The 13415-nt window shown below is 73.8% G+C and carries 7 protein-coding genes; 3 read left to right on the plus strand and 4 right to left on the minus strand.

What is annotated here, in order from left to right; genetic code table 11:
• The first annotated feature begins 2 nt into the window (after positions 1 to 2).
• Both ACIPW5_RS17780 and ACIPW5_RS17785 read left to right on the plus strand, forming a co-directional pair.
• Positions 3 to 1919, plus strand: coding sequence for an HSP90 family protein (locus ACIPW5_RS17780; RefSeq protein ID WP_401245622.1), 1917 nt, complete (start codon positions 3 to 5; stop codon positions 1917 to 1919).
• A complete protein-coding gene (locus ACIPW5_RS17785; RefSeq protein ID WP_401245624.1) occupies positions 1916 to 4945 on the plus strand; it encodes a tetratricopeptide repeat protein in 3030 nt (1009 codons plus the stop codon). The genes ACIPW5_RS17780 and ACIPW5_RS17785 overlap by 4 nt, the downstream gene beginning before the upstream one ends.
• A 59-nt stretch (positions 4946 to 5004) precedes the next feature.
• On the opposite strand, the gene ACIPW5_RS17790 is transcribed toward ACIPW5_RS17785, so the two are convergent.
• Positions 5005 to 5907 carry an LLM class flavin-dependent oxidoreductase gene (locus ACIPW5_RS17790; protein ID WP_401245626.1) on the minus strand — a complete coding sequence of 301 codons (903 nt, stop codon included), beginning with the start codon at positions 5905 to 5907 and terminating at the stop codon, positions 5005 to 5007.
• Positions 5908 to 6091: 184 nt separating this feature from the next.
• On the opposite strand from ACIPW5_RS17790, the gene ACIPW5_RS17795 reads away from it, so the two are divergent.
• On the plus strand, positions 6092 to 6973 hold the full coding sequence (locus ACIPW5_RS17795; protein WP_401245627.1) for a Cof-type HAD-IIB family hydrolase: 882 nt from the start codon (positions 6092 to 6094) through the stop codon (positions 6971 to 6973).
• A gap of 27 nt (positions 6974 to 7000) precedes the next feature.
• Here ACIPW5_RS17795 and ACIPW5_RS17800 read toward each other — a convergent pair whose 3' ends face one another.
• The 3 genes from ACIPW5_RS17800 to cydB are packed head-to-tail and all read right to left on the minus strand — an operon-like array spanning position 7001 to position 13400.
• Positions 7001 to 8746: a GAF domain-containing sensor histidine kinase gene (locus tag ACIPW5_RS17800; RefSeq protein WP_401245629.1), complete on the minus strand. Its 1746-nt coding sequence runs from the start codon at positions 8744 to 8746 to the stop codon at positions 7001 to 7003.
• A gap of 24 nt (positions 8747 to 8770) precedes the next feature.
• Positions 8771 to 12352, minus strand: a complete 3582-nt coding sequence (gene cydD, locus ACIPW5_RS17805; protein WP_401245631.1) for a thiol reductant ABC exporter subunit CydD — start codon at positions 12350 to 12352, stop codon at positions 8771 to 8773.
• Between the two features lie 46 nt (positions 12353 to 12398).
• A complete protein-coding gene (gene cydB / locus ACIPW5_RS17810) occupies positions 12399 to 13400 on the minus strand; it encodes a cytochrome d ubiquinol oxidase subunit II (RefSeq protein ID WP_401245633.1) in 1002 nt (333 codons plus the stop codon).
• Positions 13401 to 13415: the final 15 nt, after the last annotated feature.

Genomic DNA, 13415 nt, shown 5'->3' on the forward strand with positions numbered 1-13415 from the left:
TGATGACATCCGTGTCTCCGTCCCCGTCCGAATTCCCCTCCGATTCCCCGGCCGAGGCCGCCGTCAACAACTTCCAGGTCGATCTGCGCGGCCTGGTCGACCTGCTCTCCCACCACCTCTATTCCAGCCCCCGCGTCTACGTCCGCGAACTCCTCCAGAACGCCGTGGACGCCGTGACCGCCCGTCATGCGCACGAGCCCGGCGCGGAAGTCCGCATCCGCCTGTCCGCGGCGGCCGGCCGCATCACCATCGAGGACTCCGGCATCGGCCTGACCGCCGCCGAGGCCCACTCCCTCCTCGCCACCATCGGCCGCAGCTCCAAGCGCCGCGGTGAAGGCGCCTCCGCCGCCGAGCTGGAGGGCCTGGAGACCACCCGCCGGCAGTTCCTGGGCCAGTTCGGCATCGGCCTGCTCGCCTGCTTCGTCGTCGCCCGCCAGATCCGCGTCGTCACCCGGTCCGCCCGCGACCCCCAGGCCGCGCCCGTCGAGTGGCTGGCCACCGACGACGGCTCGTACACCGTGCGCGAACTGCCCCACGACGCCCGCCCCGAACCCGGCACCACCGTCCACCTCGAAGCCCGTCCCGGCGCCGAGGAGTGGACCGAGCCCGCCCGGGTCGAACGCCTCGCCCGCGACTACGGCTCGCTGCTGCCGTACCCGATCACCTTCGATGACGGCCTCGGCGGCGCTCCCCGCCCCGTCACCGACCGGCCCGCCGTGTGGGACCGCGCCCACCCCACCCCGGCCGCACGGCGCGTCGCCCTCGCCGGACACTGCGTGCAGCTCTTCGGCTTCACCCCGCTCGACAGCATCGACCTCGACCTGCCGGTGGCCGGGGTGCGCGGAGTCGCGTACGTCCTGCCCGAACCGACCAGCCCCGCCCACCGGGCCGGACACCGCGTCCACCTCAAGGGCATGCTGCTCACCGACCAGGCCGACAACCTGCTCCCCGACTGGGCCTTCTTCGTCCGCGCCGTGCTCGACACCGACACCCTGCGGCCCACCGCCTCCCGCGAGAACCTCTACGACGACGAGACGCTCGCCGCCGTGCGCGAGGCCCTCGGCGCCCGCATCCGGTCCTGGCTGGCCGAGCTCGCCGCGAGCGAACCGGACCGCCTGGCGGCCTTCCTGAGCGTCCACCACCTCGGCGTGAAGTCCCTCGCCCGGCACGACACCGAACTGCTCGGACTGATGCTGCCGTGGCTGCCGTTCGAGACCAGCGACGGCTCGATGAACCTGGAGGAGTTCACGGCCGCGCACTCCGAGATCCACTTCACGCGCACCGTCGAGGAGTTCCGGCAGATCGCCCCGATCGCGGCGGCCCACGGTCTCGGGGTCGTCAACGCCGGCTACACCTACGACGCCGACCTGCTGGCCCTGCTGCCCTCCGTACGCCCCGACCTGAAGGTCAGCGAACTGGACGCGGGAGCGGTCACCGACCGCCTCGACCCGGTCCCCACCGCCGTCGAACTCTCCCTGGCCTCGTTCCTCTCCACCGCCCGCACCCGGCTGGAGGCCCAGAGCTGCGACGTGGTGCTGCGCGCCTTCCAGCCCGTGGCCGTCCCCGCGCTGTACCTCGACGACCGCCAGGCCCGCCAGGAGCGGGACCGGTCCGCCGCGCTCGAATCCGCCGACTCCCTGTGGAGCGGCATCCTCGGCTCGCTGCGCGGCTCCGGCCCCCGCGCCCGCCTCGTCCTCAACCACAACAACCCGCTGATCCGCCGGATCGCGGGCCTTCCCGACCCGACGCTCGCCGGCACCGCCGTCGAATCGCTCTACGGCCAGGCGCTGCTGATGTCCCAGCGGCCGCTCCGCCCGGCCGATTCGGCCCTGCTCAACCGGGCCTTCCTCGGTCTCCTGGAATGGGCGACCCACCCCGCCGCAACCCCGACCGCCCCGTCCGAGGAGGACGAGAAGTGAGCACCCTGACGGCCGACGAGATCCGGCGCGCCCTGTACGAGAACCGCAGCCTGCCCCACGGCGCCGCCCGCAACGCCCAGGCCGAGGCACTGACCGCGGCCGCCGAGGTCTGCGGCGACACCGGGGTGTTCCGGACGGCGCTGGTCAACCAGATCGACGCCTACGAGTACAGCGCCGAGCGGAGCCGCATGGTGGTGCCCTTCGCCCGCCTGCTCCAGGAGTACGACCGGGACCCGTCCGCCTTCGACTCGGGCGACGCCCACTCCCTCTTCTGGCGCTTCAAGTGGGTCTCGGGCCAGATCATCAGCTCCCCCGACGTGCCCATCTCCTCCGTCACCGGCTACCTCGACGACATGGAGAAGCGCTACCGGATCGCCGGCTACAGCGAGCGGGCGGTACGCCAGTCCGAGTACTTCCTGGCCGACGCCATCGGCGACGACGAGCGGGCCGAGCGGGCCATGGCCCAGTGGCGCGCGGCCGACCGCGACGCGATGAGCGACTGCCACGCCTGCGAGACCAACTCCCAGGGTGTCTTCTGGGCCACCAAGGGCGAGGACGCCAAGGCCATCGAGGTCTGGGAACCCGTGCTGACGGGCGAGCAGACCTGCATGGAGGAACCGCACCGGGTGCTCGCCCGGTCGCTGCTGCCCCTGCTGCGCCTCGGCCGCACCGACGAGGCCCGCTCGCACCACCTGCGCGGCTACCGGATGGCCCGGGGCAAGGAGAGCCTGCTGCGCGCGATCGGCCAGCACATCGAGTTCTGCGCGCTCACCGGCAACGAGGCGCGCGGGGTGGAGATCCTCGCCGAACACGCGGCCCAGCTCCGCCCGCTCGTGGACGTCAAGACCCAGCTGGACTTCTACGCCGGCGTCATCGTCCTGCTCCGGCGGCTGGCCGAACTCGGCCACGGCGCCGACCCGACCGTGCCGTACGAGGGCTCCCCGCGCACCGTCGAGGAGCTGCACGGCGTCCTGAGCGCGGAAGCCCTGGACATCGCCCGGCGCTTCGACGTCCGCAACGGCACCACCCGGGTCTCCGAGCGGCTCTCCCAGCGGCTCTCCCGTGCCCCGCTGGCCGAGGTGCTGCCCCTGGGCGTGCGCAGCACCGCCCTGCCGCAGCCGACCGGGGCGTCCCCGGCCCCGGCCCCCGCACCCGTGCCCGTCAGCGCGGCCGAGTTCAGCGTTCTGGTGGAGCAGGCCCGCGACGCCCGCGACACGGGCCACCCGGGCGCGGACCGGCTCTGGGCGGAGGTAGGCGTACGGGTCTCCGCGCTCGCGGAGCCGGACGTGGACCCGCTGCTGCGCGCCGAGGTGGCCGAGCACCGGGCCCTGACGGCCGCGCGGGCCGGGGCACCGGACGCGGCGGTGCTGCTGACCGCCGTCCGCGACGGCTACCGGGCACTGGGACGGGCCGAGCGCGCCGCCCTCGCCGAACTGCGGCTGGCGAGCGCGGCCGCGCAGTCCGGGGCCGCCCCGGCGGAGGTCCGCGCCCTGCTGGCGGCGGGCCTGCGCGCGGCCGAGGCGCTGGACCCGGCGGAGCCGCTGAGGGTCCGCCGGATCGCGGTCGCGGAACTGTCGGCGCTGCGCCTGGAGCCGTACCTGCGCTCGGCGGAGGCCGCGCGCGAGCACGCCCACGAGCACGACGACACCCATGCCCACAGCCACGGCCACGAACACGGCGAGGAGCACGGGCTGCTGGTGGCCGGACTCGTCTCCTTCGTCTCCTCCTACGGGCAGGCGCTCCCGGAGCTGGCCTCCGAGGCCGAGGAGATGCTCGGCCGGCTGGCCCTCTCCCAGGGCGACACCGAACGGGCCCTGGAACTCCTGGCCTCCTCCGCTGATCGGGCGGTCGAGGCGGGCCGGCCGTGGCACGCGGCGGACCCCCTGGTACTGCGGGCCGGTGTCCTGCTCTCGCTGGGACGGCCCGAGGAGGCCGAGGCTGCCGCGCGGTCCGGCCTGGAGCACTCCGCCGAGGTGACCGACCCCGAGGAGCAGGGCATCGCACGGCTCACCCTCGCGGACGTCCTGCTGCGCGGACGGGGCTCGGCAGCAGAGGCCGCCGAGCACGCCCTCGCGGCGGCGCACTGGTTCGACCAGGCGGGGCTGGCCGCCGACGGCGGGGCCCAGGCCCGGCGGATGCTGGCCCAGGCCTATGCCCGGGACGGCCGGACCGCCGACGCGGCGGAGGTGCTGCAGTCGGCCCTGCCGGACCTGCTGGAGCACGGCGAGGGACAGGCCGTCTCGGCACGGGACTTCCTGGGCAACCTGCTGCGCGACCTGCGCGAGTCCCGGGCCGCCGCGGAGCAGTTCCTGCTCGCCGCCGACCTGGTCAAGGACTGGGAGGACCCGCGGCCTCAGGCGGGCTTCGCCCAGGCCGCCGCCGACAGCCTCTCCGACGCCGGCCTGGCCGACGAGGCCGTGGCCGCGTACCGGCGCGCTCTGGAGCTGCGCCGGCTGACCGGCGACGCGGTGGTCTCCGAGGTCCGCATCCTGCGCTCGCTGGCCTGGCTGGGGATGCGCGAGGAGGTCACCGAGGAGACCGCGGGAGCCGCCCGTGTCCTGATGGACGAGGCCGCCGGAGTCCTGGAGGCGGCCTTGGCGGCCGGGGACCCCGAGGACCGGGAACTGCTCTCCGAACTGGCGCAGACCTGGCACCAGCTGGCTCAGGTGCTCGACCGGCTCGTGAGCACCCGGGGTCCCGGCCAGGAAGGGGAAGACGAAGGGGACGAGGAGTCCCCGGCCGGGGGAACCCTGGGTCCCGCCGTCGTCGAGGCCCTGCGGCTGGAGGAGATCCGCCTGTGGGAGCGTGCGGCCGAGCTGTACGCGGGGCTCGGGCCGGAGGCCCTCCAGGACCGCTTCCAGTGCCTGAACAACGCCGCGTGGACCGATGACGAGCTCGGCCGCCCGGAGGCGGGCGCCGCCAGGATCTCGGCGCTGCTGGAAGAGATCGAGGCCCTGCCCGAGGGCACGGCTCCGGAGTGGATGGTCCCGCAGGCGCAGCGGATCATCGCGAACCTGACGTCCTGAGCGTCCTGCCGGCCCGGCCGGGTCCCGTCGTGCGACGGGACCCGGCCGGGCCGTCGGTTTCAGCCGTCCAGCTGGGCGAGCCCCTCGGTGGCGATCCGCTCGAAGACGGCCTCGTCGGCGGCGAAGTCGGAGTCCGGGATCGGCGCATGGATGACCAGCTCCGTGAAGCCCAGTTCGCGGTGGCGGCCCGCGAAGTCGACGAACGCGTCGACGGACTCCAGCATCGTGCCGCGCTCCGGGGTGAAGCCGGTCAGCAGCACCTTCTCGATGGAGCCGGAGTCCCGGCCGATCTCCGCCAGGGCCTTCTCCAGGCGCCCGTGCTGGACGCGCAGGGCCGCCAGTGACTCCTCGGGCGTGCCCTCGGCGTGCTTCGGGTCGCCCGCGGTCACCCAGGCCTGGCCGTGGCTGGCCGCGAGCTTCACCCCGCGCGGGCCGGTCGCCGCGACGGCGAACGGGAGGCGGGGACCCTGAACGCAGCCGGGGACGTTGCGCGCCTCTTCGGCGGAGTAGAACGTGCCGTGGTGGGTGACCGCCGGCTCGGTGAGCAGGCGGTCGAGCAGCGGCACGAACTCCGCGAAGCGGTCCGCACGCTCACGCGGGCTCCACTCCTCCTGCCCGAGGGCGGTCGCGTCGAAGCCGTTGCCGCCCGCGCCGATGCCGAGGGTGATGCGTCCGCGCGAGATGTCGTCCAGCGACATCAGCTCCTTGGCCAGGGTCACCGGGTGGCGGAAGTTCGGCGAGGTGACCAGGGTGCCCAGGCGGATCCGCTCGGTGACGGAGGCCGCGGCGGTCAGGGTGGGCACCGCGCCGTACCAGGTCTGGTCGCGGAAGCCCCGCCAGGTCAGGTGGTCGTAGGTGTAGGCGGTGTGGAACCCGAGGCGCTCGGCCCGCTCCCACTGGTCACGGCCTCCCTCGTGCCACGGGCGTACCGGCAGGATCACAGTGCTCAGGCGCAGAGTCATGCCGTCGAGCGTACGGCGGTCCGTGGCGCGTACACCAACCACGCCTCGCCCATCAGGCCCCGGCTCGTCCGGTCCGGTGCATGTTTCACGTGAAACATGCACCGGACCGGACGGGCTCCGCAGGGGCGCTCCGCGACCGGGCGTGGAAATTCTCTGGACGATCATGGTCCGGCGGCGGGGACCCATGGGTGAAGATGGAGCGGTGACCTCGGCTTCTCAGCGCCCGGACGGGCCGACCCCCGCACCCCGGCTCATCGCCACCGACCTCGACGGCACCCTGCTGCGCGACGACAAGTCCGTCTCGCTCCGCACGGTCGCCGCACTCGCCGCTGCCGAGGAGGCCGGGATCGAGGTCTTCTTCGTCACCGGCCGCCCGGCACGCTGGATGGACGTGGTCAGCGATCACGTCCACGGCCACGGACTGGCGATCTGCGCGAACGGCGCCGCCGTCGTCGACCTCCACGCCGGCCGGGAGTTCGTCCAGGTCAGGGCGCTGCCCCGGGCCACGGCCCTCACCGTCGTGAACACCCTGCGCAAGGCGGCTCCCGGCACCTCCTTCGCGGTCGAGATGACCACCGGCATCAACTACGAGCCGGCCTACCCGCCGTTCTTCCAGGACCCGGGCGCCACGGTCGCCACCGCCGAGAAGCTGCTCCACGAGGAACACGACGACCACGCGGCACCCGTGCTGAAGCTGCTCGCGCACCACGCCGAAATGACCCCGGACGACTTCCTCGCCCTGGCCCGGTCCGCCGCCGGTGCCTACGCCTCCATCACCCGCTCCAGCCCGACCGCACTGCTGGAGATCAGCGGTCCGGGCGTGTCCAAGGCCAGCACCCTGGAGCTGTGCTGCGCCGAACGCGGGATCTCCCCCGCGGAGGTCGTCGCCTTCGGGGACATGCCCAACGACGTCGAGATGCTGCGCTGGGCCGGCACCTCGTACGCCATGGGCAACGCCCACCCGGACGTGATCGCGGCCGCGTCCGGCCGCACGGTCGCCAACAACGAGGACGGCGTCGCCGTGGTCATCGAGCAGATCCTGGCCGAGCGCGCCGCGCGCGGCTGAACCCTCCCGCCGGTCCCCGGCGGGAGGTCACAGCGGGGCCTCCCAGACCAGGGTGGTCCCGCCGCCGTCCTCCCCGATGCCGGACCCGTACCAGCTGGAGCCCCCGAGGGACTCCGCCCTGCGGCGCAGGTTCCGCAGACCGCTGCGCCGGCCGCCCTCCGGCATGCCCACCCCGTCGTCGGCGACCTCCAGCCGTACTCCGGGCCGCCCGTCGGGCAGGCTGGCGGTGGAGTCGACCAGCACCTCGATCCGGGACGCGTCAGCGTGCCGGAAGGCGTTCGACAGGGCCTCGCGCAGGGCGGCGATCAGGTTCTTGCCGGCCAGCTCGCCGACGACCGTGTCGACCGCGCCGACGAAGCGGTGCGCGGGCTTGAAGCCCAGCGGCACGGCCGCCATGTTGATCTCCCGCAGCACCCGGGTGCGGAGCCCCGACGGGGCCTCCGCCGGCCCCTGCTGGAGCGCGAAGATCGCCGTGCGGATCTCCTGGATGGTCACGTCCAGCTCGTCCACGGCCTTGCCCACCCCGTCGCGGACCTCGGGCACGATGGACCTGCGCTGCGCGCCCTCCAGCATCATCCCGGTGGCGAACAGCCGCTGGATGACCAGGTCGTGCAGGTCCCGGGCGATCCGGTCCCGGTCCTCGAACACCGCGAGCCGCTCCCGGTCGCGCTGGGCCTCGGCCATCATCAGCGCGAGGGCGGCCTGGGAGGCGAACTGCGTGGCCAGGGTCCGCTCCGCCTCCGTGAAGGGCCGCTTGCCGCGGGCCCGCGGGGTGACCAGCGCCCCCAGCACCCGCCCGCCGCTGTGCAGCGGCAGCATCATGCAGGGTCCGTACTGGCTGGTCAGCCTGCTGATCATGCGGGGGTCGACGGCGGCGTCGTCCACGAAGACCGGCTCGCCCCGCAGCAGCTTGTCCACCACCGGGCTCTCGGCGGGAATGACCACGCCGAGCGAGGTGCCCGGGTTGTCCGCGGAGACCGCGACGATCTCCATGCCGCCGTCCTCCGCCGGAAGCATCACGATCCCGGCGGCGGAGTCGGCCAGGCGGCGGGCCTGTTCCGCCACCACCGACAGGGCGTCGTCCGCGTCCCCGCCGGACAGCAGGGCCGTGGTGACGGCCACCGAGCCGTCGATCCAGCGCTCGCGCTGGGTGGCGGCCTCGTACAGCCGGGCGTTGCCGATGGCGATGCCCGCCTCGGTGGCCAGCACCCGGACCATGTGGACGTCGTAGTCGTTGAACTCGCCGCCGCCGTTCTTCTCGGCGAGGTAGAGGTTTCCGAAGATCTCGCCCTGCACCCGGATCGGGACGCCCAGGAAGGTCTTCATGGGCGGGTGGTGCGCGGGGAAGCCCGCCGATCGCGGGTCCTTCGTCAGATCGGGGAGCCGGACGGTGTCCGGGTGGGAGATGAGCGCCCCGAGCAGACCGCGCTTCCCGTCCGGGCGGTGCCCGATCTTCCTCGCCAGCTGGGCGCTGACTCCGAACGTGACGAAGTCCGAGAGCCCCGGACCGTCCGTGTCCACGACCCCGATCGCCGCGTAGCGGGCGTCCGCCAGCTCGGCGGCCGTCTCGCAGATCCGGTCGAGGGTGGAGTGCAGTTCGAGGCCGGTACCGACCGAGCGCATGGCCTCCAGCAGTTGCGGGACGCGCGCGGTCAGCTCCGTGGACAGCCCGTGCAGGCTCCGGGTGGCCTGGGTGGCGGCCTCCAGCGGATCCGGTGCGCCCCCACCGGATTCCGGTGGCTCCGCCGATTCCTGCGACTCCTGCAGCGACATGCCCTTGAGCCTAGTTAGTACCGTTTAGGAGGGAAAGTCAGCCCCGGTGCCGACGAGGGCCCGATCGGCCTCCCGCTCCCGCTGCAGGAGGGTCCGCAGCGGCCCCTCGGCCGCCGCGAGCTCGGCATGGGTGCCACGCTGCACGACCGTTCCCCCGTCCAGTACGAGCACCTCGTCCACCGCCTCGAGCCCGGCGAGCCGGTGCGTGATCAGCACGGTGGTCCGGCCCTCGGTGGCCGCCAGCAGATCCGCCGTCAGGGCGTCCGCGGTCGCCAGGTCCAGGTGCTCGGCCGGCTCGTCCAGGACGAGGACGGGGAAGTCTGCCAGCAGCGCCCGCGCCAGGGCCAGCCGCTGGCGCTGCCCGCCGGAGATCCGCTCCCCGTGCTCACCGACCAGGGTGTCCAGCCCGTCCGGAAGCCCGTCGGCCCACTCCAGCAGCCGGGCCGCGGCGAGCGCCTCGCGCAGCTCCTCCTCGCTCGCCCCGGTCCGGGCCAGGCGCAGGTTCTCGCGCACCGAGCTGTCGAAGAGGTGCGCATCCTGGGCGCACAGGCCCACGATCCGGCGCACGTCGTCCCCGTCGAGGGCGCGGACGTCCGTCCCGCCCAGGGTGTACGCGCCTTCGCCCGGGTCCAGGAAGCGCAGCAGGACCTGCGCCAGGGTGGTCTTGCCCGAACCCGACGGCCCGACGACCGCGATGCGCCGTCCCGCCTCCAGGGTCAGGTCCAGCCCATGCAGCGCATCGCGCTCCTGCCCGGCGTGGCGGGCGGTGAGGCCCGTCAGCCGCAGCGGGAACGGCGAGGCCGGCAGGGCCCGGGGCTCGGCCGGCTCGGCGACCGGCACCGGGGCGTCGAGGACCTCGTACACCCGCTCGGCGCTACGGCGCACCCGCTGCCGGTACTGGACGGCCAGCGGAAGCCCGTTGACGGCCTCGAAGGCGGCGAGCGGGGTCAGCACCACCACCGCCATGGCCACCCCGGACAACCGGCCGTCGGCGACGGCCTCCGCACCCGCGAACGCGGCCCACACCACCGTGAGTCCGCACACCAGGGCGGACAGCCCGCCGCCGAGACCGGTGGCCGCGGCCCCGCGCGAGGCGATCCGGGTCAGCACACCGTCGCTCTCCCGCGCCCGCTCCTTCCGGCCGGCCAGCGCACCGGCCACCGTCAGTTCGGCCGTACCCGTCAGCAGATCGGCCACCCGGGTGGCGAGTTCGCCCCGGGCGGGCGCCAGCCGCCGCTCGGCACGCCGCGCACAGGCACCGCTGACCAGCGGCACCCCCACCCCGGCCGCGAGCAGCCCCACCGCGAGTGCCGCCCCGGCCCCGGGCAGCATCCAGGCGGTGAACGCCACCGACCCGGTGCCGACGAGCACCGCGGTGCCCACCGGAAGGAGCCAGCGCAGCCAGTAGTCCTGGAGCGCGTCGGCATCGGCCACCAGCCGCGAGAGCAGGTCCCCGCGCCGCTGCTCGCGCAGTCCGGCGGGGGCGATCCGCTCCAGCCGGCGGTACACCGAGACCCGCAGGTCGGCGAGCATCCGCAGGACGGCGTCGTGCGACACGAGCCGCTCGGCATAGCGGAAGACGGCCCGCCCGATCCCGAAGGCCCGCGTCGCGGTGACGGCCACCATCAGGTACAGCACCGGCGGCTGCTCGGAGGCCCTGGAGATCAGCCATCCGGAGACGGCCATCAGCCCGACGCTGCACCCGACGGCCAGCGACCCGAGCAGCAGGCCGAGCCGGAACCGGCCCCGCCAGGCCGCGGCCACGGCCCGTACCCGCCGCAGCGGGTACGCGCCCGCCCCGGCACGACCCGCGTTCCCGCCGCCGAGACATGCCGCGACGCGCTCCGGCGCGTTCCCGAGGATCCACTCACCGGGATCGGAGGTCACGGTCTGCCCGTGCGGGGCCGGCCGGGCGGCGGCCGCGGGAGCAGCCGCCACAGCACCGCCGGAGGCCCCGTCCGAAGGGGCTCCCTCGCCCACCGCCACCACCCGGTCGGCCACCGCCAGCAGCGCCGGCCGGTGCACCACGAGCAGCACGGTCCGCCCGACCGCGAGGCGGCGTACGGCGTCCACGACCGCCGCCTCGGTCTCCCCGTCCAGGGCCGCCGTCGGCTCGTCCAGCAGCAGCACCGGCCGGTCCGCGAGGAACGCCCTGGCCAGGGCGAGGCGCTGCCGCTGCCCGGCGGACAGCCCGGCCCCGCCCTCGCCGAGGGCGGTCTCCGCCCCGCGCGGCAGGGCCGCGACGAACTCCCACGCCCCGGCGTCGCGCAGGGCCGCCTCCACGGCTTCGTCATCGGCCCCGGGCCGGGCCAGACGGACGTTCTCGGCGATGGTCCCGGCGAACAGGTGCGGCCGCTGCGGGACCCACGCGATGCGCTCCCGCCACTGTTCCAGGGAGAGGTCCGCGAGGTCCGTGTCACCGACCCGGACCCGCCCGGCCGTCGGGGTGACGAACCCCAGCAGCACGTTCAGCAGCGTGGACTTGCCCGCACCGCTCGGCCCGGTGAGGGCGACGCACTCGCCCGGTCCGACGGCGAGCGACACGGATCCCGGAGAGCTCGCGCCCCGCCCCTCGTACCGCACCTCGACCCCGTCGAGCACGATCCGCAGACCCGTGGCCGGCACGTCGGCGCCGCCTCCCGGTGCGGGGGCCGGGGTCACGAGGACCTCGAAGATCTCTTCGGCGGCGGCCAGCCCCTCGGCGGCCGCGTGGTACTGCGCCCCGACCTGGCGGAGCGGCAGATAGGCCTCCGGCGCGAGGATCAGGATGACCAGCCCGGTGTACAGGTCCAGTTCTCCGTGGACGAGCCGCATGCCGATGGTGACCGCGACGAGCGCCACCGAGAGGGTGGCCAGCAGTTCCAGCGCGAAGGAGGAGAGGAAGGCGATGCGCAGGGTGCGCATCGTGGCCTGCCGGTAGTCGTCGGTGATCTTCCGGATGGACTCGGCCTGGGCCTTGGCCCGCCCGAACACCTTCAGCGTGGGAAGGCCCACCACCACGTCGAGGAAGTGCCCCGACAGCCTGGAGAGCAGCCGCCACTGGCGGTCCATCCGGCTCTGGGTGGCCATACCGATGAGGATCATGAACAGCGGGATCAGCGGCAGGGTGACCACGATGATGGCCGCCGACACCCAGTCCTCGGTGACGATCCGGGCGAGGACCGCGACCGGGACCACCACCGCGAGCCCCAGCTGGGGCAGATAGCGGGAGAAGTAGTCGTCGAGCGCGTCCACGCCCCGGGTGGCCAGCGCCACCAGGGATCCGGTGCGCTGCCCGTTGATCCGGCCGGGCCCCAGGTCGGCGGCCCGGTCCAGCAGCCGGCCGCGGAGCTCGGACTTCACCGCCGCGCTCGCCCGGTGCGCGGCCAGCTCCGTGAGCCAGGCGACGAGGCCGCGCCCCAGGGCCACCGCCACGAGCAGCAGCAGTGGCGTCCGGAGCGCGGCTCCGTCGAGTCCCCGCTCGAAGGCTCCGACCACGATCTCGGCGATGAGCATCGCCTGGCCGACGACCAGCCCCGCCCCGGCGAGCCCGAGGGCTACCACCGCCCCCAGGAAGAGGCGGGTGGAACGGGCGTACCGCAGCAGGCGCGGGTCGATCGGTTTCACGTGAAACATCCCCTCGGCAGGGTCGGGCAGGAGTGACGCGTGCGGCTCAGTGCGCGTCGACGATGTGCTGCGTGCCGATCCGCTTGCGGAACACCCAGTACGTCCAGCCCTGGTAGAGCAGGACCAGGGGCGTGGCCACCGCCGCGCACCAGGTCATGATCTTCAGGGTGTACGGGGTGGACGAGGCGTTGGTGACCGTGAGGCTCCAGGCCGCGTCCAGCGAGGACGGCATGACGTTCGGGAACAGCGTCAGGAAGAGCATCGCGACGGCTGCCGCGATGGTGATCCCGGACAGGGCGAACGCCCAGCCCTCCCGGCCCGCCAGGTTGAACCCGAGGGCCGCGACCAGTGCCAGTACGGCCACGGCCATCGCCACCAGGCTCCACGCGTCACCGCGCGAGGCCTGCGTCCAGATCAGGAAGGCCAGAGCCAGCACGGCCGTCACCACACCCAGCCGGGTGGCCAGCGCACGCGCGCGGTCCCGGATGTCCCCGACGGTCTTCAGCGCGGCGAAGACGGCACCGTGGAAGGTGAACAGCGTGAGGGTGACCAGGCCGCCGAGGACCGAGTAGACGTTGAGCAGGTCGAGGACGCTCCCGACGTACTCCATGTCCTGGTCGATCTTCACCCCGCGGACGATGTTGGCGAAGGCCACGCCCCAGAGGAAGGCCGGGATCAGCGAGGTCCAGAAGATCGCGTGTTCCCAGTTGGTCTGCCACCGCTCCTCGGACCGCTTGTGGCGGTACTCGAACGCCACGCCGCGGACGATGAGGCAGCCCAGGATGACCAGCAGCGGCAGGTAGAAGCCGGAGAACAGGGTCGCGTACCACTCCGGGAAGGCGGCGAAGGTGGCACCGCCCGCCGTGAGCAGCCATACCTCGTTGCCGTCCCACACGGGCCCGATCGTGTTGATCAGGACCCGCTTCTCCGTGCGGTCCCGGGCGAGCAGCTTGGTCAGGACACCGATTCCGAAGTCGAAGCCCTCCAGGAAGAAGTAGCCGGTCCACAGGACGGCGATCAGTACGAACCAGACGTCGTGAAGTTCCATGGTGTGGTCCCCTCA

Origin of the sequence: Streptomyces sp. NPDC090077 (assembly GCF_044747545.1) — a bacterium.
Taxonomy (GTDB): domain Bacteria; phylum Actinomycetota; class Actinomycetes; order Streptomycetales; family Streptomycetaceae; genus Streptomyces.

Bases quoted from the DNA above. Each gene is read 5' to 3' on its own strand.
- ACIPW5_RS17780 (WP_401245622.1), top strand. From the start codon at position 3: ATGACATCCGTGTCTCCGTCCCCGTCCGAATTCCCCTCCGATTCCCCG.
- ACIPW5_RS17790 (WP_401245626.1), bottom strand. From the start codon at position 5,907: ATGACTCTGCGCCTGAGCACTGTGATCCTGCCGGTACGCCCGTGGCAC.
- ACIPW5_RS17795 (WP_401245627.1), top strand. From the start codon at position 6,092: ATGGGTGAAGATGGAGCGGTGACCTCGGCTTCTCAGCGCCCGGACGGG.
- ACIPW5_RS17800 (WP_401245629.1), bottom strand. From the start codon at position 8,746: ATGTCGCTGCAGGAGTCGCAGGAATCGGCGGAGCCACCGGAATCCGGT.
- cydB (WP_401245633.1), bottom strand. From the start codon at position 13,400: ATGGAACTTCACGACGTCTGGTTCGTACTGATCGCCGTCCTGTGGACC.